Genomic DNA, 24,168 nt, shown 5'->3' with positions numbered 1-24,168 from the left:
ATATCCACCTTCCTTTAATAATCATCGTCCTCACCAAAATCAATAGTTTCAATATCTCCATCAAATGTTTCTAATACTCTTTTTAATATACCTATTTTTTCTTTTTCTTCCAATGTAAATTCTAATGTTTTATAGCTTAATAAAAAACTTTTCATTCCAGATTCTTTAACATATTTTCTTACCTTTGATTTTGCTTCATAATTAAATCCTAATATCCAACATAAGGTTTCACTGTTTTTTTCTCTATTATTCATAATCCCATTCCCCCTATATCTCCATTTCTTCATCTTCTTCAAAATCATTCTCATATGTCATAATTCTTTCTTCTATTTGATGTTTGCCATCTAATGATATTGGTTCATAATTAGCTTTATCTGAAACCTCGCTAGGTAAATATCCATCTTCAGCCATTGATGAATACTTTCCCCCGCCTACGATAATATGGTCTAGTACTCTAATATCTAATGGCTGAAAAATATCTACTATTCTTTGCGTTAATGCTTTATCTTCTCTTGATGGATTAATGGAGCCTCCTGGATGATTATGTGCTATCATAATACTTTTACAATCATTTGCCATAGCCATTTTTAGAATTTTTCTAGGATAAACAACTGCACTTGCTATATCTCCTTCTGATACAGTCCTCGTTTCAATAATACTGTTACTATTATCTAAAAAAGCTACCATAAATCTTTCATGGTCTCTCTTCCCTCCAAGTAAAGCTAAGAAATATTGTCCTGCATCTTTTGGTGATTTAAACTTGATTCTATTTTCTTCTTCATTCATTCTAAAGACATTATAGGATGCAATAAATTCATTTAGCTTACATATTCTTTCTAATTGTTTTTCATTTGGTTCTACTACTAATGGGTGCTCCAAAATATTGAATGGATTATTCTCTTTGGCATACTTTCTGATTTTGTTTATTGGAATTCCTGTTAGCTTATTAATACTTTTTAAGAAGCTGTCCTCATATTGAATCCTATTTGTCATCCATATTACCTCCTTTTGCAGAATAAAAAGCTTTTCCATAGATATCATTCAGTTGAATAATCTCCTTTAATGCATTTACTCTTTCTTTCATCTCATCTGGAAAATCTAAGGTATCGATATTGAATAAGAAAGCTTCAATCCCTATTTCTTTAATTGTATTTTTAATCCTAGCATCTACTTCTTGATCCACATTTAAAATCTGAGATATCTGTTCAACTACTCTTTCTTTTCTAATAGCAAAATCTTTATTCATTCCATCCACTCCTTCAAAAGTTTAAGGCAGGAGCATTGCCCCTGCCATTTTTTTAATTATTCAATTTCAATATCTTCACTATTTACTTCCTTATCCGTATCTAATTCATCCTCCTTCATACTGTCATCATCTCCTAAAATTTCATCTCCTCCTTTATCCATATCTAGTTCTGCATTTAACTCAAATTGTCTTTTCAATTTGGCAGCTAGCTCTTCTTCATATTTGAAAGGTTTATTAAATTCTTCTTTGGATTGCTCCATGTTTCTCTCATATTCATCTATTGATGTTTCATATTTTTGAATTTTTTTCTCAAAGCCTAATAGCAAGTTTTCAAGTCTTACCATATTTCCATGTGGACTATCTCCAAAGTCTACAATATGTTTCATATCTCCTTGTAAAATAAATTTATGCTGCCTTAGAAAATCATCTTTTTTTACAAACAACTGAAAGCCTCTAAAGTCTCCTATGTTTACTTCTTTGTCAGCATCTAGTTTAGGCATAAGTGCCTGTATATAAGTTCCTGCCTTTTCTCTCTCATCAAAGAAGCGTCCATTAATCATAATTTTAAAATCTGCTATAGTATTCATGTCCCTACGCTGAATATCTTTGATAATGCACTCAATTTTCTGTTTTGTGCTATTGATTAATTTAGGATATTTATAGGTGAAATTATCTTCCATGGCATATTTTCGACTATTGTATGATGCTTTAAGTAAAGTCAGTCTACTTACTTCATTATCAATATCCATCTTTTCTTTAATGAGTGGATTACCTGTAGCAAGTGCTTTTACTTCTGCAAAGGATAGTACAGTTTCATCAATATCTTCTGCATTTCTAGCAATGGATTTGCTGGTCATGATTTGAGATATAAACCTTTGCTTATTCTCAACAATTTGCCATAAGTAGCTGTCAAAGGTTCCTCTTGTAACATATCTGTAGATATTCACTTCTTCATTTTTATTCCCTTGACGAAGGATTCTTCCTTCTCGCTGTTCTAGGTCACTTGGTCTCCAAGGACAATCTAAATGATGCAGTGCTGTAAGTCTATCTTGTATATTTGTTCCTGTTCCCATTTTCTGCGTTGAGCCAATAATAATTCTTTTATTACCGCTTCTCATATCGCTAAACATAGCTTCTCTTTGTGCTTCACTTTTGGCATCATGAATAAAGCATATTTCATCTTCTGCAATTCCTCTTTTCACTAACTCTTCTTTTATATATGGGTAAACAGAAAAACGCCCATCAGCATTGGGCGTTCCTGCATCACAAAATATGATTTGTGTTCCTTTATCTTTTTCACTTTCCTTGTATTCCTCATAAACTTGTTCTATACATCGATTAACTTTGCTATCTGGTTCATTAGGAGCATCTGGATACAATAGTCTTGGGTCAAGTCCTAATAATCTTGCTTCATTGGTAATCTTAAGCATATTGTCCACTCGTGGATCAACGTTTCCATTTCTAATATTACTTGCTCTTTCTACAAACTCTTCCATCACTTCTTCAGTAAAAGCACTACGTTCTGCTGAAATGAGTTTGTACTTTCCTTCTTTCAATTTTGGTACAGGTAGATTCAGCATATCTGGTGTCTTTATATCTGCCATATTCTTAAATATAGTCATGAGTTCAGGGAGATTTGTAAATTTAGCAAATCTACTTTTATAGCGGTATCCCGTTCCTTCAGGAGCAAGTTCCAAACTGGATATTACTTCTCCAAACTGAGCAGCCCATGCATCAAAATGATGGATGTTTCTTTCTTCAAGTTCCTTGTTTTGTAGATACCTCTGCATAACATACATCTCTGTCATACTATTTGAAATAGGTGTTCCTGTTGCAAAAACAACACCTCTTCCTTTATTAATCTCTTGAATATATTGTGTTTTCATCAACATATCTGATGCTTTTTTTGCTCTTGTATTTGATATGCCAGCAACATTTCTTATCTTAGAGAATACTGCACAATTTTTAAAATAATGTGCTTCATCAACATACATAGTATCTATTCCTAATTCTTCAAAGTTTATTACATCGTCCTTAAGACTATCATGAAGTCTTTTCATTTCAGCAGTTAGAGATAATTTTAATTTTTCCATCTGCTTAATGCTCCAGTTTTCACCGTTGGATTTTTTCACTTGCTCAATAGAATTTGAAATATCTTGTATCTGTCTTTTTATCATTTCTTCCTGACGCTCTTTGGATACAGGGATTTTTTCAAATTGGCTGTGACCGATAATAACTGCATCATAAGCACCTGTTGCAATTCTACTTACAAACCTTCTTCTATTTGATTTCTGAAAATCTTTTTTCGTTGTTACTAAAATATTGGCAGATGGATATAACCTCAAAAATTCACTTCCTATATCCTGTGTTAAATGATTAGGTACAACAAAGATAGCTTTTTTTATAATGCCTAGCCTTTTTTGTTCCATACAGCTTGCAACCATTTCAAAGGTTTTTCCAGCACCAACACAATGAGCTAAAAGGGTATTGCCACCATAGATGGTTCTTGCAATGGCATTTACTTGATGCGCTCTTAGTTTTATATCTGGATTCATTCCTGGAAAGGTTAAATGGTTTCCATCATATTCTCTTAGCCTTATGTTATTAAAATTTTCATTATAATAATCAACATACTTTTTTCTTCTTTCAGGATCTTTCAAAATCCATTCTTTGAATTCCTGCTTTAAAAGATTTTGCTTTTCTCTAGCTAGCATGGTTTCTTTTTTGTTTAAAACATACCTGACAGTATCTCCGTCTTCTACCCTGTCTTTTACAGTGCAGCTTTTTAAATTTAAGCTATCTTCAATAATATAATAAGCATTGATTCTACTAGTTCCATAGGTTTCTTTTGCTGATATTGAATAGCCATCTACTCCTTTGTTTTCAATCGCCCAAGTTGCATTGTAACTATTGTAATGGACACATATTTCATTCCTATTACCGCTATTCTGATAGTAAGTTGGAGTTTTTAAAGTTTCATAGATAAATTTTTCATAATCCTTAGGCTCTATCCATGTAGTCCCTAAACGTACATCAATTTCACTTGCTTCTAAATCTCTAGGCTGTACTCTTTCAAGAGCAGGGATATTTGGACCAAATACTTCTGGATTCATCTCTGCAAAAACTTTTGCAAACTTTAGCTTTTGGCGTACATTTCCTGATAAATATTCATCAGCAGTTTCCCAGCCCCTTAACAAATCCTTTTCATCGTATTTTTCAGGATTAAGAAAGATTTCTCCCTTTAGCTCTTGAATGATAGTTTCAGAATTTGTGTCATAAAGCTCTGACATATAGTTTAAATCTACTTTTCCTTTCTCATTTAAAGATACTGTTAATGCTTCTGTCACTGTATCTACTTCTGTGATTCTTTCTCTAGGTTTAATGGTTTGCTTTGTAAACATATCAGCTTTCGTAACATTCTTATCTTCATCAATTACTTCAAGGGAGCAGAGTAGTGGATAATCATTGTCATCTCTAAATGCTGAGCTATTTGTTCTGGATGTAATATATCCATTTTTCTTTACAATTTCATCATATATTTCATTGAGTAGCTTCTGTTTTTCTTCTAATTCCTCTTTGGCACATCCCCTTACTTGAATGTTAATAATATCCCTTGTAATATCTCGAATACCTATCATACCTTTTATACGTTCTAAGGTTTTTCCCTTTGCATTAATCTTACGCATATATGAATTTTCTCTATAATAAAGCTCTTCACCTATGATTGCATAAGAGTAATTTCTATACTTTGGATTAGCAGGTATAAGTTCTTCATCTTCTGATTCCTTGGCATAATCATCAATAGTCCCATCAAGATTTGCAACTGCCACTTCAATTGCATCTTCTAAATTAAAACCTTCATCTGTATTTACACAAGTAGTGTAGTTACTCCCTTCTCCAAACATTCGATTATCAAATACCATCTTTCCTAAGCACATTTCAGGATGATCTAAAAAATATTCATTGATGGGTACACCATCTTGTGTTTTTGATACATGTAGCCAGTTAGGATTTTCTACTGACATTCTTTCTCTTTTTTTAAGGAATAATATATCTGCTGTAACATCTGTATTAGCATTTTCTTTAAAAGCAATGTTAGGAAGTCTAATGGCTCCTATTAACTCTGCTCTCTCACAAATATACTTTCTTACAGCTTGATCCCTTTTATCTAGAGTTCCTTTACTTGTTACAAAGGCAATAATACCTCCTGGTCTAACCTTATCTAATGTTTTGGCAATAAAGTAATCATGTATCATAAAATTATGCTTATCATATAATCGATCATATACTTTGTAATTGCCAAAAGGTACATTTCCTACAGCTACATCAAAAAAATTGTCGCTAAAATCTGTTTCCTCATATCCTTTGATGCTTATATTTGCCTTTTGATAAAGCTGTTTTGCAATACGTCCCGATATTTCATCTAGCTCTACACCAAAGAGCTTTGATTTTTCCATACTGTTTGGTAGATGAGAAAAGAAATTTCCCACACCCATTGATGGTTCTAAAATATTACCACCATTAAAACGGAATTTTTCTAAAGCTTTATAAATCCCCTTAATCACAACAGGTGAAGTATAGTGAGCATTCGGTGTTGATGCTAAAGCACTTTCATATTCTTCTTTCGTTAAAAGATTTTTTAATTCGTCATACTCATTGCTAAAACCATTTGCATTTTTATCAAATACTTGTGCCATCCCACCCCAACCAACATATCTTGCTAAAATTCTTTGTTCATCAAGTGTTGCCAATCTATTATCTTCTTCAATTGCTTTTAAAGTTTTAATAGCTTCAATATTTGCTCTAAATTTTGTTTTTAAACCTCCAATGCCAATTTCATCTTCTGATGAATAGTGGTAATTGATTTTTTCCTTTGAAATTTCTAAAGGATATTCATGTGAATCTTCTTTATCAAGCTTATTTTCATCAACTATATCACTAATTTCATTACCCTTTTCATCAAATATTGGGTCTTCAAACTCAGTTTCAATATCTTCTGAATAATATGCTTCATAGGTTATGTGTCCTTGTCTTTCAATATTTTTGAGCCAATCCTCTAAAAATCTATTGAGTTCTCTACTCAGGTTTGGTATCCATTTTCCTTCTTCTGGATAGACATCTTGATAGATTCCTAGATTATCTTGACGAAAAGTAGCTGCCATTAGTTTACGGTTTTCGTAATCTACTATAATCTCCATATCAGGATCACTCATTAAATCTCCATTTTGAATATAATAATGTGATAGTGAAATTCGATTATTCATAAGCTTTTCAATGATTAAGTCCATAAAGCCATCTGCTTTTAATTTCATATATCTGTATCTGCCACTTAAAATCCCTGGTGCAATTTTTTGTAATCTTTCATAGTTTTTATGGGAAATGTCTTTTGTTTTTTTCTTATCAAATAGATTTTCCTGATAAGAAAAAGAGCCACCATCTGGTAGCTCCTGATTATCATCTATCTTGCTTTGTATACTATTTCGTGGAGTACTAACTCCTCTGCTCTCGCTCTTATCATTTCTCTGTGGCGATAACTCTGATATGTGTCCTTTGGATTTGGTATGGGATCGGTCTTCAACATTTGGTTCTTTAGTAGCTCCATTCTCTCCCATGCCTGTTGATTCACCTTGTGCATGGTCTCCATCAGTATCCCTTCCGACAATAGTAGACTGTATCTGTTTGGATGTTCCTCCTTTAGATACATCATTGCCATTTGTCCATACTTGCCAAGTGATTTCTGATCCATTTTCTTGTCTTTCGATATTTGTAGATTTGGATAAAGTATCCCTTCTACTTCTTTGTAACTGAGTTCTACTGCTTTCATTATTTTTCACGCTCCTTTGTTCTTCCATTATTTTTCTTACTTCTTTTTCAATATCTCTAAGAACTCCCTCTGAAATATTGCTAACTGCATTTCCAAGTCTTATTACTAATGCTTTAGTATTAAAATGAGTAATGACACTAAACGCATCATTATTACTTAATCTAGGCTCTGATAAATCTGTTCCTATTCCTTGGATACACCTTTTAGTAATCATGTACTCTACACTATCTATAATCATTTGATTAAAACATTTTTGTATTCCTTCATAGGGCATATTCTCAAATTTAGTATTCATAATATCCCTATCAAATTCTTTGAAAATTACACCTTGGTTTTGATAAACTGCTTGAGATGTCATATTCTCTATTAATTTACTTAAACTTTTTTCCTTCATTCTTTCTACGAGTGATTTTTCAAGATTTTCATTTAACTTCCATACCTTAGGTATTGTATAAGGTTCTCCATGGGTATCTTTGATATCAAACAAATAATTAAGTTTAAGAGCAGGTTTTGAAATATCAAATACAGCAATGCTTTTTGCTCCTCTATTAATCCATCTGCCAATTCTTCTGTTCCACATTTTCATATCTGTCACTAGAGTAGCATCAGGTCTTTGAGCATAAATAAGTAATGCATTATCAAAACTATGCTTATAGACTTTAGCATGGAAGGATAAAAAATCTTTCCATGCTTGCTTGTCTTTAATAATTTCAGAAATCGTATAATCATATATTTGCCTTATTTCATTAAATCTGCTCACATTCCTCCTCCTCTTCTATGATAACTTCTACATCTTTTATTTTATTAAAATACAGCTCTAGAGCTTTTTCAATTATACTTTCAATATCCTTTTTATCTTCTTCAGGACTAAAGTATTTGGATATAATTTTAGGCTGTATCTTTATCCCTTTAGGCTTTTTTTCTTTCTTATTTATTTCACCTGAAATAATTGCTTTGGCAGTATCCCATGTCAATTGTCCATTTTTATCATATATCCTAAGACTAGCTGCTTTTTTTATATCCACCTTAAAAGTATTTTCTGATATAATAGCTTCTATCATTTCTTGATTGTCATTAGAAAGATATGATAAATCTACACCTGCACGCATAGCAACTTTACCTTCATCTACTAATGCTTTTAATTGATCACTAAGCTTGTTTATCCTTAAATATCTTGCAACAGACCTTGATGATAAATTGTATTCTGCACCTATTTCCTGTTTTGTGTCCAACTTCGTGCCCATTGGGCATGAAGTTAAAGTATCTTGTGTATTTGGTGCTTTAGACAATTTTTCTATTTCATTTAAAAGGTCTGTCCTAACTCCCTGTTTCTTCATAGCATTATGCCTAGTTGCAATAACAGTAGCTCTTTCTGAATGAAGCAAATCTGCAAAAGAACGTTGCATAAGATTGGTTTCGGTTACTATTAAGGTAGCTTCTTCTTCTGTTAAATTTTCTTTTATGATTGCAGGGACTTCTGAAATTCCCACTATTTTTGCAGAATTTGCTCTATTGTGACCACTTAAAATCTGATATTTATCATCCTTTTTCCTAACCACAATAGGAACAATAATACCAAAGTTTTTAATGCTTTCAACCATATCATCAAGTCTAGCACCTTCGTATAGCTTAAAAGGATGATTTTCAAAAGGTATAAGATCATCAATATTTAGCATTGTTGTTCCAGTGTTATCTTTACTTTCTTCTACTATATCATCAGGCTCATCACCAAAGATTGAAGCAAAGGTTTCTGTTCTTTTCTTCTTATTCTCTACCATTACTAATCAACTCCTTTGCAAAATTTTGATAAGCTATTGTAGCTTTATGCCCTGGCATATAATCTACTATGCTCATACTTTGTAAGTTCGCTTCTCCAACCTTTACTGATTTAGGTATCCTTGTTTCAAATATTTTAATATTTTCACCATAAGACTCTTTAATCATCTCAAGGATACTCTTAGAAAGGTTTGTCCTTTCTTCAAACATGGTTAATAATATTCCTTCAAATTCCACCTGTGGATTTATCCTCTTTTTCAATTTCATAATGGTTTTTAAGACCAATTCTAATCCTTTAGCAGATAGATATTCAGGTGTTGCAGGAATTAAAGCACTACTACAAGTTGCAAGTACATTTAATGTCATTAAACCAAGTGATGGCATACAGTCAAGAAGTATATAATCATAATCATCCTTAATCTCATCGATAATTGTTTTAAGCACATATTCCCTACTCATGGTACTTACAAGGTTAATCTCAACTGCTGATAATTCAATACTACTAGGGATAATATCTACCCCTTCTTTTTCTATTATGTAATTCTCTTTTGGCGGTAGATCATTTTCATTAATAACATCCATCATTAAATGGTAAAGTGTTGTATCTAAGTTTTCAGGTTTTTCAATTCCAAAACAATCTGTCATACTCGCCTGATTATCACAATCTACTGCAAGAACTGTGTATCCCTCTTTTACTAATATTGTTGCTAAGTTTCTACAAGTCGTTGATTTGCCAACGCCTCCTTTTTGTGATGCTATAGCTATTATTTTGCTCATAATTTTTTTCGCTCCTTTTCAATATTCACTATATAGTTTGATTATACATTTTATAATTAACTCTAGCAATGTTTCGTCAAATTTTAAGGTTTAAAATTAAGTTTCCAGATACAAATTGATATAATTCACTCTATAGTGTATTATATTCTTTAGGCAGGTGATAAAAATGAAGCTTACTATGGGTGAAAAACTCCGTATTTTATTAAAGAGAAAAAATGTTACAATTGTTGAGCTAAGTCGCAGAATAGGAACTTCAAATCAAAATCTAGCTAATAAGTTTAAGCGGGATAATTTTTCTACTAAAGAATTAGAAGAGATTGCTGAAGCTTTGGGATGTGAATTTGAAGGGTATTTTGTGGATAAGGATGGATATAAGCTATAAATCGAAAGGAGATAATTTTGTGATTTTAAATAAAAAAACTTTAGAAAAACTTAGAATCCTAATCAATGAAGAAACACAATATAGAAAAGGGTCTGAACTTGTTGAATTTTTTAACGAACTAGGATTTTCTGATTCATATGGACAAGGTTTCCCATCTAGGTGGGTATATACTGATGATAAACTGAAAAAAATCAATGGTACTCCTGAATTGGATAAATGTATTAGAAATCTATTTTCTCCAATAAATTTTGTAAACAGAGTTCATGAATTAGATGCTTTCATTAAAGATTTTAATCAATATCTAGCATTTGATGGATGGAATGTAGTTAGAAAAGATAAAACTATTACTTTTGTAAGAGCCAATAAAGTAGATTGGCTAAATAAAGAATCCTATAATACAATAAATGAAGATGCATTCCTTGAAGAAAATTTTTCTGATATATCATTTGAGACACTTGACATTAATCAAAGCGTTAAATTAATTTTAGAAAGTAGAATGGAAGAAATAAAGAAATGTCTTAATTCAAATGCTCCCTTATCAGTAATATTTTTGTGTGGAAGTGTACTTGAGGGACTGTTGCTTAATACTGCATCATCAAATCCTAAAGAATTTAATACTTCAAAATCTGCGCCAAAAAACTCTAATGGTAAAGTGAAACAATTTCCTGATTGGACTCTAAATAATCTTATAGATAGTGCTCATGAAATTGGTATTTTGAAAGATGATGTAAAAAAATTTAGTCATGCTTTAAGAGACTTTAGAAACTATATTCATCCATATCAACAAATGAGTACAGGATTTTCACCAGATTTACATACTGCCAAAATATGCTTTCAAGTATTGAAAGCTGTAATAAGTCAACTAAATATATTCAATAATAAATAGTAAAAAATGACTGAACTCCTCACAACGAAGTATTCAGTCATTTTTTACTATTTACTATATTAATTTTTCACTCTATTTTAATATGTTCTTGCTATTTCTCCGACATGTTTCCACGTACCATATCATATAGCAATTCTTATTTCTATACTCCTTTTTAGGTCTTTTTCAACATAATTTTCGCTATTTTTACTAAAAGAATAGAAATCACAAAACTGCTTAAACACTAGTAAAATCAATGGTTTTGACGACATAGTCGTACTACCGTCTCCACATGCATGGTATGAGGGAACATATCAACAGGTTGAATCTCCTCACACTTATATCCTCTCTCATCCAAATAAGCCAAATCTCTTGCAAGAGTTGATGGATTACAAGAAACATACACAACCTTACTTGGATTCATGCTAACTATAGTATCTAGTACCCTCTCATCACAACCTTTACGAGGTGGGTCAACTACAACTACATCTGCAACCTTTCCCTCTTCATAAAGCGCAGGAACTACCACTTCAGCTTCTCCTGCATAAAACTCAACATTCTCTATATTGTTTATCTTAGCATTTACCTTAGCGTCTTCTATAGCATCCTCTACTATTTCTATTCCATATACTTTTTTAGCTTTTTTAGCTAAGAATAAAGATATAGTTCCTATACCACAGTATATATCAAATACATTCTCATCACCTGAAAGATTTGCATACTCTAAAGCCTTATTATATAAAACTTCAGTTTGAATAGGATTTACTTGGAAGAACGATAAAGGTGATATATTAAACTTAAGATCCTCTATATAGTCTTGTATAATTCCATCTCCATATAAAACTTTATTTTTTCTTCCTAATATTACATTACCTTTTTTAGTATTAACATTTAAAACTAAAGTCTTAAAACCATCTATATTCTCTTTTAAATCATTTACCAGATCATCTACATTAGGAATTTTCTTATCATTGGCTACAAGAATAACCATAACCTCTTTAGTCTTGAATCCAACCTTAGTTACTAAGTGTCTTAAAACTCCTTCATGAGTTTTTTCATTGTATACACTCACATTGTTTCTATCTATATAATTTTTAACCACATCTATTACTTTGTCATTTATATCATGTTGTATTATACATTTATCCATCGGTATTATATCATGGCTTTTTTTCTTATAAAAACCTAGAACTGATTCACTACCTATTTTTCCAATTGGAAACTGAGCCTTATTTCTATATCTAACAGGATTGTCCATTCCTATAGTATCATGAACTTTCACACCTTCAATTTTACCTATTCTCTTAACAGTTTCTTTAACTGAATTAGTTTTTATATCAAGCTGTTTCTGGTAATCAAGATGTAACACTTGACATCCTCCACAACTTTTTAATTTATCCGAACAAATTCTATCTACTCTAAAGGGAGACTCTTCTATAACTTTAACTATCTTGCCTTCTGCATAATTCTTCTTAGACTTTATTATCTTAACTTCTATCTTATCCTGTATAACTCCACCTTCAACAAATACCGTGAATCCTTCAAACTTTCCTATTCCTACACCAGTATGTCCTATATCAACTATATCAACCACATATTTTTTACCTTTATTTAGCATAATGTCTCTCCTTCTTATTTAAATATCATCTATTAATATTACCAAAAAACAATATATGTATCAACTCAGAATATACTGAAAGAATGAACTTTCTTAACTATTATTTTTTCTTTTTTATATAGAAAAAATACTTAGAATGGAAAATAAACACACTTAAAAATGAAGGTTATTAACAATGTTAGCGAATGATTTAAATATTTTGAAATAAAACTTGTATTGCAGCGTTTGAATATACGTTAATAAAGTTCGTTGTCTGACCAAAGGGAGTTTAGAACTTTTAGTATATTCAATAAGATGTAATACTTAGTTTTATTCAAAATATTTAACACATGAGCGCTATTTTAATAACCTTCATTTTTGCTTAACCTCTACATTATAACCCCATACAAAAAAGCCTTCTAAAAAGAAGACTTTTATTATAAATATTATAATTGCTATATAAATAAATCCTTGCTTTTATATCCTCTATAAAGTTGAGTCATTGCTACTAACAGTAGTACACATGCAAGAATTGGTGGTGCAGTAACTAGTGCCTTTGCAGTACCCAAACTTCTTCCAGTATCCATTATAACTTTATTAACTGCTTCTTGATAATTCCCCATTGCATATACACCATATCTTATCCATATAAATGAAGTCATAAGTCCTACAGGAACTAAAGACATACTCATATAAAGTCCATTTATAGATCTGCTCTTAACTCCCTTAATTCCCAAATACATAGGAACGAAAAATACTGCTGGAAGTACAAATCCAAAATACTGTGGAGATAATCCTAAAAATAATATAGCTGTAAATATGAATGATCTATAGTACTTGTTTACATATTCTGTACGACCTTCAAAATCTGCCTTTGCAGCCTTTAAATATCTAATATATATCTCTATGTTGTCTCCATTTTTCTTATCACTTTTATTATTTTTTATTTCCTTTACTAGTTCTTTTCCTTTACTACATAAGGAATCATATACGTCACTTAAATTTGTAGGTATTTCTAATTTTTCATATTGACTGTGTAGTTTATTTAATTGACTAATATATTTTTCCTTTCTTGATTCTTTGATAGTCTTCAGACTTTTAGTTAAATCCGTTAATTGGTCTAATGTATTCATTAATGTCATAGCTTTCATTAGATTCACCTCCAAATTTTTTATTAGAAGATTCAGAATAATATCTTAATTCATTGTACCATATTTTCACTATAATTTAAATAACTAAGTTGATCTTGTATTTTAAAACCCCACCTTATCGGTGGGGTTATATATCTACTTTTTCTTTAATAGAGGTTTTAGTGTAACTGCTATACATACAAGTATAACCGTCCATATTGTTAGCATAAAAGTAAGTGCTGCACCAGTCATAATTAACCCCTCCTAATTATACACGGATAGAAACTTTATTCTCAGAAAGCTCTTTACCGTATTTACTTTTTATAGATCTATATGATTGCATAAATCCTACTACCAATGTTGCAAATATAACAAATCTTGCTCCATTAACCCAAGGAACTAAAACTGGAGTGTTTTCAACAAACGATGGAACTAATTTGAAGTATCCAGCCTTGATATAGTCAAGTGTAGAGAATATTAATATTACAAATGTAGTTATAGGAGTTAATGTTTGATGGAATAGTTTAAAGAACCACTTAGGAATCTTCCAAATTCCACCCTTGTTCATTTCAACTAAAGCTTTTTCTCCCATTAACCATGCACAAGCTACAACCTCAACTGCCGCTAGAACAACCAGCAAGTACGTTCCTATCCAGTTATCTACTTCTGTTAAGTAAGCAAGGTCAGCAGTATTTGTCATTATACCTTCAAGTCCAACTGGTAGACCTAATATAATATATGCTACGAATATAATCCATGCACCCTTACTTCTAGCTACTCCCATATCTTCTTCAAGAAGAGCAACTAAGTAGTTGTACATAGCTATTGCTGATGTAAATCCTGCGAAGAATAATAAGAAGAACCATAAAGCTCCTACGAATTGTCCTCCACCCATAGTTCTAAATACGTTAGGAAGAGCTATAAATGCAAGACCAACACCTTGACCCATTCCATCAGGTCCCATGAATGCATAAGCTATAGGAATAACTGCTGTTCCTCCAAGTATAACCTCTGCAAACTCATTAAGTGAAACTGTTGCAAGTGATGAAACTATGATATCATCATCAGGCTTTAAGTAAGAAGCATAGTTCGCTATAATACCCATACCAACTGATAATGTAAAGAATACTTGACCTGCTGCTGCAACTATTGACTTCCATGTAAATGTTGAAAAGTCAGGATTCCATATAAAGTTAAGACCCTTCATAGATGACCAGTCAGGGTTAACTGGACTTCCCATAGTTAAAGATCTTATTGCAAGAACAATACCAAAAGTATAAAGAACTGGCATCATAAGTTTAGCCCAAGTTTCTATACCTTTTTGTACTCCACGCATAACTGCAAATGCAAGTCCTGCTAGAGCTATTACCCAAAATGTAAATACCATAGATGGATTTTGAATGTAATTTACAAATACCTCTCCTGTTGAAACACTCATATCTGAGTATCCACCAGTTAATGATAAGAATCCATATCCAAGTGACCAACCTATAATATGATTGTAATATGAATTAACAAGAAGAGTTACCGCAAAAGCAAATGATCCTGCTACTGCTCCTATTATAGCTGCATTTCTAGGCTTCGTTCCCTCTCTAGCTTGTAAATAAACCATTGGTCCAAGTGTTCCATGTCCATACTTTCCACCATAACGACCTAGGTTCCACTCAAGAAGCATTACAGGTATACCGAGTACAATAATTGCAATAAAATAAGGAATCATGAATGCTCCACCGCCGTTACTAGCAGCTTGATATGGGAATCTCCAGAAGTTTCCTAGTCCAATAGCATTACCTGCCATAGCTAGTATAAGTCCTATCTTGGACCCCCAGTTTTCTCTTGAATTTGACATTTAGCTGTTCCCTCCTTTAATCATTTTAATTGTTTATATATATGGTATGTATAATCTTTACTGTTTATACACACTTTAATATATTTAATAATTATTATACTATTTTGAAAAATATAAATCAATTGATTTTTCAAAGTTTTCTGAATTTATTTTTTAACAAAGAAAATCCTAGATTGTATACAATCTAGGAGATATCTTGAATTATTATGAATTTTGTATTCTGAATTTACTTATCTCTTTATTTAATTTTGATGATAATTCTTGTAAATGATCTGATGAACTAGCTACTTTTTCTATATCATCTGCTTGTTGATGAATAGATGCGCTTACCTCTTGCGCTCCTGCCGAAGCATTTTCTGATATATCAGATATTCTTTGTATAGTATCAACTATGTTTAATCTGTCCTCATTCAGAGATTCAACGTATTCCCCTGTAAACCTTATTTTCTCTATTATTTCATCTGTAGATTCCTTTATTGAATTAAACGAATTGTTTACATATTCCACAGTTCTCGATTGCTTTAAATTACTTTGTTCCAGTATATTTATTATATTGACAGTATTATCGCTGTCTATTTGTATATAATCTAATATATTCTTTATATCATCAGCTGCATTATTTGAACTTTCTGCAAGTTTTCTTATTTCATCTGCAACTACTGCAAATCCTCTACCAGCCTCACCTGCTCGTGCAGCTTCAATAGATGCATTAAGAGCTAACAAATTAGTTTGATCAGCTATAGCTGTTATACTATCTAATATAGTAGATATATTTTTAGCTTTTTTATTTAATTCAAGTACAGCTTCTTGAGCTTGTGCCGTATTTTTATTATTTAGTTTAGTACTAATACTTAGATCATCTATAACCTTTGAGCTATTTGAATTAGCTTTTTCTACATGTTCTATACTCTTTAGCATATCGTGTGTATTGCTTAAAAGTATTTTAAGCTTATCAGATAAACTATTAGTTAAATTCGCTCCTTTTTCAGCCTCATTAGCTTGTCTTATAGAACCATTAGCTATCTCATTAACAGTAAAAGATATAGATTCTGCTGCTAAATTAGTTGCATTTGTTACTTGGGATAAATCGCGAGATGATATATTGACTGTTTCGCATACACTTTGTGTATTTTTTATCAATGCTGATACATTATCCAACATATCATTTAATCCTTCTCCTATTTTAGCAATTTCATCATTGTTTTTTATCTCACATCTAGTACTAAAATCACCATTTTTCATATTTTCAATAGTATCTAGACAGTCATTTATAGGTTTTGTAATTTTCTTTGAAAATTTATACGATATAAATAAAGCAATCAATATAGATATAATTCCAACTATTAATATATTTTGAAGCAATACCTTATTGTTATTTGTTATCTCATCTTTGTACATAGTAAGTATAATAGTCCAATCAAGTCCTCTTATAGGTCTATACATAACTATTTTATTATCTAAATCAAGAATATCTTCTTTTTTATTTTTAATATTATTAACTAATACTTCATCTTTTAATTTAGTACCTCTTATAGATTGCTTCTTATCTGTTATAATATTCAACTCTTTGTCTATCAATGTAGCTTTCCCTTTTTTACCTACCTTTAATACGTTGATTTTATTAGACAATGTATCTATAGAAATATCGACTCCTAATATACCTACGAACTCATTTTCATTCATAAGATTATATACTGGGATGCTCATAGTCATTATCATATTTCCTGTGTTTTTATCCTTATATGGATTACTCCAAAAAATATTATCCTTCTCAATAGTATTTTTATACCACATATCCTGAGTAGCATCATAATCTTTATCAAACTTATTTTCAGGATATGAAACCGTTTTCTTATTTTCCATAACTATATATATATTGTCTACACTTATATGAGCATCTTTAAAACTTTCAAATGTTTTTATAACTGTTGCTTCTAGTGAATTATTCTCTGATAATCTCTGTATATTAGGGTTCCTAGACATTTGGATTAAATTAAATTGATTTTCTTCTATTATAGTTAAAATATTTCCCTCTATTTGCTTGGATAATTGTTTAGATGTATCTTTTAATGTATCTTCTAATATACAATTAGCTCTATAATATGTAGTTATACCTAAAATACCAAGAGATATACTTATAAGTAAAATGAATACTATTGTTAATTTAGACATTATCTTATTTCTTACATTAAACCACATAAATAATAGTTCCCCCTTACGTCTCCATCCTTTTTATACCATTTTATCATAAATTGTATAAAAAAACCTTTCTATTGTTTAAGAAAGGTTTTCTGTTAGTTCATTCTTTATTCCATTAAAATAAACTTTAATTATTTGATCTATTTTTTCTATAGTAAAGTCACTGTCATATATAATCATAGTAAGAATTCCTCTTAATATTACTTCATATGAATGCATTATATTTTTCATTTTTTCTTCATCTAATTTTTTATTTTTTGTTTTTTCTTTAATATTTCTATAAATACATTCGTAAATTTTATATTTAGTTATGTCAAACTTAAACTCTTGTTCTAAGCTATATGGTGGAAAATACATAACCAGGCTCCAAAACTTTGCCAAAGTCATATTATTGTTAAAATACTCCGCAAATTTATATATTATTAAATATAACATTTCTTCTAATTCGTATTTTTTTATATCATAATATATGTTTTCTATATATATATTTAAGTTTTTAGTTTCATCTTCTAATATAGAAAAAAATATATCTTCTTTACTTTGAAAGTGACTATATATAGAGGGTTTTTTTATCCCTACTCGTTCTGCTATTAACGATAGAGTTGTCTGACAATACCCTCTTTCTGCTATAAGTTCAAGGGATGCTTCTTTTATTTTTTTTGATGTCATTCCATAATCCTCCATTTATAATTTCAAATTAAAATAAATTAGTTATTATATTTATCGTCATAACCATGTTGTTTTTTTATAATATTATGACTTTTTATTATTGTAATTTATGACAAATAAGTAAAAATAAAAGAATTCATAAAAAATTCGTAAAAAAAAAGCAAGCTTAAGCTTGCTTTGTTTTATAAAACTCTTGTATTCCCTTTATATATTATTCCGCTAGCAGTATCTACTGTAATTGTTTCTCCATCTTTTACAAGACTCATTATATCTGTTGCTGAAACTACTACAGCTTTTTCTAAGTTAAGTCCTACTATAGCTGCATGACTTGTAATTCCACCTTCTTGAGTAATTATAGCAGAAGATTTTTCAATATATTCATTCATATCAGCATCAGTTAAAGTAGTAACTATTATATCACCTTGATCAAAGTTATCCTTTATGTCAGAAACATTTTTAACTAGACGAACTTTTCCACTTACAACATTTCTTCCAATACCGATTCCCTTAGTTATTATTTCACTAATAACATGAACCTTTATTAAGTTAGTTGTTCCAACTACTCCAACAGGTACTCCGGCAGTTATAACTACTAATTCACCATTTTTAATATATCCTGCTTCAAGTGAAGCCTTAATAGAGTTGTCTATAACCTCATCCGTAGAAGTTGTAGATTCAGTTAATACTGGGTATACTCCCCAACTAAGAGCAAGTCTTCTCATAGCTTTTTCACAGTTAGTAGCTGCAACAATAGGAGCTTGTGGTCTAAATTTAGATACCATTCTAGCTGTATGACCAGAAGATGTTGATGTTACTATTGCAGAAGCTTTTAAGTCAATAGCTGTTGTACAAGTTGCATGACTTATCGCATTTGTAACATTTACTTGATTTAATTTCTTTGACTTTAATATATTATTGTAATCAAGAGATTCTTCTGTTCTTTTAGCTATTAATGCCATTGTTCTAACAGCTTCAACAGGATATCTACCTGCAGCAGTTTCTCCCGAAAGCATTATAGCATCTGTTCCATCATAAATAGCATTTGCAACATCTGTAACTTCTGCTCTTGTAGGTCTTGGATTTCTCATCATAGAGTCAAGCATTTGAGTTGCAGTAATAACAGGCTTTCCAAGTTTATTACATTTTCTAATCATCATTTTTTGAGCTATAGGAATTTCTTGAGTTGGTATTTCAACACCTAAATCCCCTCTAGCTACCATTATACCATCAGATATTTCAAGAATTTCATCTATATTGTCTACTCCTTCTTGATTTTCAATCTTTGATATAATTTGAATATCACCCGCATTATTTGCTTCAAGTATTTCTTTTATAGCCATAACATCGGCTGCCTTTCTAACAAAAGATGCAGCAATAAAATCAATACCTTGAGTTATACCAAACTCTATATCACTTCTATCTTTTTCAGTTATAGCTGGAAGATTGATCTTTACTCCTGGTACATTTACACCTTTATTGTTCTTTACAATACCTGCATTTTCAACTAAACAAACTATTTCTTCACCGTTTATTTCTTGTACTTTAAGACCTACAAGACCGTCATCTATTAATATAGTGTCTCCAGCTACTACATCATTTACAAGTTCTTTGTAGCTTACTGTACACATTTCTTTTGTTCCAAGTACATCCTTCATAGTGATAGTGAAAGTTTGACCTTCTTCAAGTGAAACTTCAGGATCTGCAAACTTACCAGTTCTTATTTCAGGTCCTTTTGTATCAAGAAGTATTGCTACTGGCTTATTTAATTCTTCTCTTAATTCTTTGATCGTATTTATTCTTTTTCCGTGCTCTTCATGATCTCCGTGAGAAAAGTTAAGTCTACATACATTCAAACCATTATTTACAAGTTCTTTTAAAACCTCTTTTTTTTCACTCGCAGGCCCTATCGTACAAACAATTTTAGTCTTTTTTTCTAACATTATTCATCCTCCTTAAATAGTTTTAACTTTACAAGTTTTACTTTATATATTTAAAATTAAGTTTTACTTATATAGATAATACGTCTACTAACTTATAGATATCTTTATTCAGCTTTCTTTCTATTGCTAAAGCTTCGTGTATATCCATGTCTATTATAGAGTTATTTTTTATACCTACAACCCTTGAAGATTTACCATCCATTAATAATTCAACAGCTTTTGCACCCATTTGACTAGCTATTATTCTATCAAATGCACTAGGACTTCCACCTCTTTGAATATGTCCAAGTATTGTAGCTCTTGATTCTATTCCAGTTTTATCTTTTATTCTTTCAGCTAAATCTTGAGATCCACCTATACCTTCTGCAAGCATAATTATACTATGAGCTTTTCCTCTGTTTTTACTTTGGATTAATTTTTTACATATATCATCTTCGTTGTAATCAGCCTCTGGAATTAGTATAATTTCAGCTCCACCTGCAAGTCCTGCATAAAGAGCTATATCTCCACAATGTCTTCCCATAACTTCTATTATGCTCAATCTCTCATGAGAATATGATGTATCTCTTATTTTAGTTATAGCGTCTATAACAGTATTAAGAGCTGTGTCAAATCCTATAGTATAATCTGTATATGCTAAATCATTGTCTATTGTTCCTGGAATACCTATTGCAGGGAATCCCATTTCACTTAATTTTTGAGCTCCTTGAAAAGATCCATCTCCTCCTATTACAACAAGTCCATCTATACCAAACACTCTAAGTACATTAAGTGCCTTTTGTCTTCCTTCTTCTTCTATAAATTCTAGACATCTAGCAGATTTTAATATAGTTCCTCCTCTATGTATTATATCTCCAACAGAAGATAGATCCATTTCAAATAAATCTCCATCTATTAGTCCTCTATATCCTCTATTAACTCCATAAACTTTACATCCATTATATATTGCAGAACGTGTAACCGCTCTCACAGCAGCATTCATTCCCGGAGCATCTCCTCCACTAGTTAATATAGCTATTTTTTTCATTTTCGTACCTCCTATTGTCAAGGGACACATATTATCCCTATGTATTCTTTTTCATCCCACTAGGTTTAAAAAAATATTATTTTTATTCTATGCTCAAAAAATCCGCTTAATTATATAGTATTATTTACTATTTCCAATAAGTCTTCAATCACTCTATTAATTAGAATAATTGATATTTTAGTTAATTTTTAAAGATTATTCCTAAATTGAAAATATTATGATTTTATTAGAAATAAAATATACTTACTATATTTTATTTCTAATATCATATATTATAACATAATTTTAAATATTTTTTGAACTTATATTTTTGATTTTAATATTCTGAACACCAAAAAATTCTTTTAATTCACTGATTAACTCTTCATTCAGATCAACCATACAATTTTTTTCTGCTTTAAATGCTTTTTTTGATTTTTGGCAATATAAACAAACTAATGCATTTCCCTTATGTTTATCTAATATTTTTCTAAGGGTATATAATTGTTCATTATCTTCTATATCATCTAGTTTAACCCATAACTCTCTATCATCAATTTTTATTATTTCTTGAAATTGATTAGCTATAATTTTTGCATTTTCTCCTTCTTTTATACTCAGATTTCCCTTTATATATATAATTTTATCTTCTAATATAATATCTGAGTATTTTTGAAGTATTCTTGGAAACACTATTACTTCTATACTTCCATCTAAATCTTCTACTTCTATAAATGCCATTATATCATTTCGTTTAGTAGTTTTTATAGTTTTGCTTATTATTATACCACCTATAGTAACATCTTTATTATCCATTTTTAAGAATTTTTCATAATCTTCTTCTTCATTTTTTGAAAGAATAAAATTGTTCATATTAGTATTTAATTTAAGTTCTCTTTCATATTGTGATAATGGATGTCCACTTATATACATACCTAAAACTTCCTTTTCTAATAAAAGTCTTTCTTTTTCTTTAAATTCAGCCACATTAGGAAGTGTATATATATTACTTTCTTCTTTTTTTTCACCCATATCAAATAAAGATATCTGTCCTTTGATATTTTTTTTCTTATCATTTATTATACTCTCTATTATTTTTTCATAACCAGCCATTAACTGTGCTCTATTCGGACTTATACTATCAAAAGCTCCACATTTTATAAGTGATTCTATAACTCGTTTATTTAAATCTTTTGAATTAACAGTTTTGCAAAATTCAATAAAGTCCTCAAACTCACCGCTTACTTCTCTTTGTGCTACTATATCTCTTATAGCGTTCGATCCTACATTTTTTATAGCTTCAAGTCCAAATCTTATATTTTTTTCTTCAACTGAAAATTTTCCAAAGCTTTTTTTTATGTCTGGTTTTAAAACCTGTATCCCCAGCGAGTTACATTCTCTTATATACTCCACAACTTTATTAGTATTCCCCATTACACTAGTTATAAGCGCTGCCATAAATTCTACAGGATAATGCGCCTTTAAATATGCAGTTTGATATCCCAAAACTCCATATGCAGCTGCATGTGACTTATTAAATGCGTACTTAGCAAAATCTATCATTTCATCATATATTTGATTTCCTATTTCTTCACTTACTCCATTTCTAACACAACCTGCTATTTCTATATCTCCGTTATCATCAAGTTTACCATGTATAAAATATTGTCTTTCTTGCTCCATTACATCCATTTTCTTTTTTCCCATGGCACGTCTAACCAAGTCACTTCTACCATAAGAATATCCAGCTAAATCTCTAACAACCCTCATTACCTGTTCTTGATAAACAAGGCATCCATAAGTTACATCAAGTATAGGTTCTAATTGTTCATGAAGATATTTTACTTGATCTGGATTGTTTTTATTCTTTATATAAGTTGGTATAGAATCCATAGGTCCTGGTCTATAAAGAGATATTCCGGCTACTATATCCTCAAAATTGTTAGGTTTTAGCTCCTTCATAAACTGTCTCATACCAGCACTTTCTAACTGGAATATTCCAAGTGTGTTTCCAGAACTTAAAAGCTCGTACACCTTTTTATCATCGTATTCCATTTTAGAAAAATCTATTTCTATATTATGATTTTTTTGTATAAGCTCAAGAGCATCCCTTATTACTGTAAGAGTTCTAAGACCTAAAAAGTCCATTTTTAAAAGACCTAACTCTTCAAGTGTTGTCATAGTATATTGAGTTGTAACACCATTTTCATGCATATATAAAGGAACATAACTATCTACAGGATCCTTAGATATAACAACTCCTGCCGCATGAGTTGATGCATGTCTTGGCATTCCTTCAAGATCTCTTGATGTATCTATTATTTCCTTAACTACCTTATCATCTTCATACATATGCTTAAGATTTTTATTCTGCTCTAAAGCTTTATTTATAGTCATTCCAAGCGCAAATGGAATTTCCTTTGCTATTTTATCAACCTGAGCATAACTAACATCAAGAACTCTTCCTACATCTCTTATTGCAGCTTTTGCTCCCATTGTTCCAAATGTTATTATCTGAGCTACATGATCGTCTCCGTACTTTCTTTTAACATACTCTATTACTTCTTCTCTTCTTTCATAACAAAAATCTATATCAATCCTTTATACCCTTCTTTTTCAAGAGGGAGTAGACCATATCTTTCCCCTCAGCATAACCTGTTAGGGGATGCCCCGCTTCGAACTCTTTATGAGCTCTACGTCCCTTTGGACTGGTCGTTGAACTTTCTCCTATTCAGAGCTTAGCTGCTGATTATCCAATTCAACCAATTTTTAAGCATTCACACCTAGGCTTATTTCATCCTTATGTTGTAGCTTGATTGACTCTAAGGACTTTCCAGCAGTTCAAGGCACTTTAACTATAATGTTTCCATTATAGACGACTGTGTATTACACTGCATAATTCTTAGTA

The 24,168-nt window shown here is 30.8% G+C and carries 15 protein-coding genes and 1 pseudogene; 2 read left to right on the top strand and 14 right to left on the bottom strand.

Annotation, left to right across the window (positions count from 1 at the left end):
* Positions 1-14 precede the first annotated feature (14 nt).
* Genes P4S50_RS01850 through P4S50_RS01825 form a run of 6 tightly spaced genes read right to left on the bottom strand, consistent with a single transcriptional unit; the run spans position 15 to position 9,623 of the window.
* Positions 15-254: a hypothetical protein gene (locus P4S50_RS01850; protein WP_277732811.1), complete on the bottom strand. Its 240-nt coding sequence runs from the start codon at positions 252-254 to the stop codon at positions 15-17.
* Positions 255-267: 13 nt separating this feature from the next.
* Positions 268-993 (bottom strand): JAB domain-containing protein, encoded by a 726-nt coding sequence (locus tag P4S50_RS01845; protein ID WP_277732810.1) that lies wholly within the window; start codon positions 991-993, stop codon positions 268-270.
* The gene (locus P4S50_RS01840; RefSeq protein ID WP_277732809.1) at positions 983-1,246 is read right to left on the bottom strand and encodes a hypothetical protein; all 264 of its coding nucleotides are present in this window, start codon (positions 1,244-1,246) and stop codon (positions 983-985) included. Before P4S50_RS01840 ends, P4S50_RS01845 begins: the two co-directional genes overlap by 11 nt.
* A 56-nt stretch (positions 1,247-1,302) precedes the next feature.
* Positions 1,303-7,830 (bottom strand): DUF6908 domain-containing protein, encoded by a 6,528-nt coding sequence (locus P4S50_RS01835; protein ID WP_277732808.1) that lies wholly within the window; start codon positions 7,828-7,830, stop codon positions 1,303-1,305.
* Positions 7,817-8,848: a ParB N-terminal domain-containing protein gene (locus P4S50_RS01830; protein ID WP_277732807.1), complete on the bottom strand. Its 1,032-nt coding sequence runs from the start codon at positions 8,846-8,848 to the stop codon at positions 7,817-7,819. The genes P4S50_RS01835 and P4S50_RS01830 overlap by 14 nt, the downstream gene beginning before the upstream one ends.
* A complete protein-coding gene (locus P4S50_RS01825; RefSeq protein ID WP_277732806.1) occupies positions 8,835-9,623 on the bottom strand; it encodes a ParA family protein in 789 nt (262 codons plus the stop codon). Before P4S50_RS01825 ends, P4S50_RS01830 begins: the two co-directional genes overlap by 14 nt.
* A 166-nt stretch (positions 9,624-9,789) precedes the next feature.
* Here P4S50_RS01825 and P4S50_RS01820 point away from each other — a divergent pair, with 166 nt between their 5' ends.
* Complete coding sequence (locus tag P4S50_RS01820) at positions 9,790-10,005, top strand: helix-turn-helix domain-containing protein (RefSeq protein WP_277732805.1); 216 nt, start codon at positions 9,790-9,792, stop codon at positions 10,003-10,005.
* 19 nt (positions 10,006-10,024) lie between these two features.
* A complete protein-coding gene (locus P4S50_RS01815) occupies positions 10,025-10,891 on the top strand; it encodes a hypothetical protein (protein ID WP_277732804.1) in 867 nt (288 codons plus the stop codon).
* Between the two features lie 232 nt (positions 10,892-11,123).
* Here the strand turns inward: P4S50_RS01815 and rlmD are convergent, their stop codons facing one another.
* From rlmD to dnaE, 8 genes and pseudogenes are all read right to left on the bottom strand, one after another.
* A complete protein-coding gene (rlmD, locus tag P4S50_RS01810) occupies positions 11,124-12,488 on the bottom strand; it encodes a 23S rRNA (uracil(1939)-C(5))-methyltransferase RlmD (RefSeq protein ID WP_277732803.1) in 1,365 nt (454 codons plus the stop codon).
* 434 nt (positions 12,489-12,922) lie between these two features.
* The gene (locus P4S50_RS01805; protein ID WP_277732802.1) at positions 12,923-13,618 is read right to left on the bottom strand and encodes a BAR domain-containing protein; all 696 of its coding nucleotides are present in this window, start codon (positions 13,616-13,618) and stop codon (positions 12,923-12,925) included.
* Positions 13,619-13,865: 247 nt separating this feature from the next.
* Entirely contained in the window at positions 13,866-15,446 is a 1,581-nt protein-coding gene (locus P4S50_RS01800) for a sodium:neurotransmitter symporter family protein (protein WP_277732801.1), read from the bottom strand.
* A 204-nt stretch (positions 15,447-15,650) separates the two neighbouring features.
* On the bottom strand, positions 15,651-17,645 hold the full coding sequence (locus tag P4S50_RS01795) for a methyl-accepting chemotaxis protein (protein WP_277732800.1): 1,995 nt from the start codon (positions 17,643-17,645) through the stop codon (positions 15,651-15,653).
* 78 nt (positions 17,646-17,723) lie between these two features.
* Entirely contained in the window at positions 17,724-18,314 is a 591-nt protein-coding gene (locus tag P4S50_RS01790; RefSeq protein WP_277732799.1) for a TetR/AcrR family transcriptional regulator, read from the bottom strand.
* 182 nt (positions 18,315-18,496) lie between these two features.
* Positions 18,497-20,254 (bottom strand): pyruvate kinase, encoded by a 1,758-nt coding sequence (gene pyk / locus P4S50_RS01785; protein ID WP_277732798.1) that lies wholly within the window; start codon positions 20,252-20,254, stop codon positions 18,497-18,499.
* A 67-nt stretch (positions 20,255-20,321) separates the two neighbouring features.
* Positions 20,322-21,281, bottom strand: coding sequence for a 6-phosphofructokinase (pfkA, locus tag P4S50_RS01780; RefSeq protein WP_277732797.1), 960 nt, complete (start codon positions 21,279-21,281; stop codon positions 20,322-20,324).
* A 285-nt stretch (positions 21,282-21,566) separates the two neighbouring features.
* Positions 21,567-23,858, bottom strand: a pseudogene (gene dnaE / locus P4S50_RS01775) (DNA polymerase III subunit alpha); the annotation flags it as partial.
* Positions 23,859-24,168 lie beyond the last annotated feature (310 nt).

Origin of the sequence: Tepidibacter hydrothermalis, from assembly GCF_029542625.1 — a bacterium.
GTDB classification, from domain to species: Bacteria; Bacillota; Clostridia; order Peptostreptococcales; family Peptostreptococcaceae; genus Tepidibacter_A; species Tepidibacter_A hydrothermalis.
This window is presented reverse-complemented; position numbering and strand designations above follow the sequence as displayed.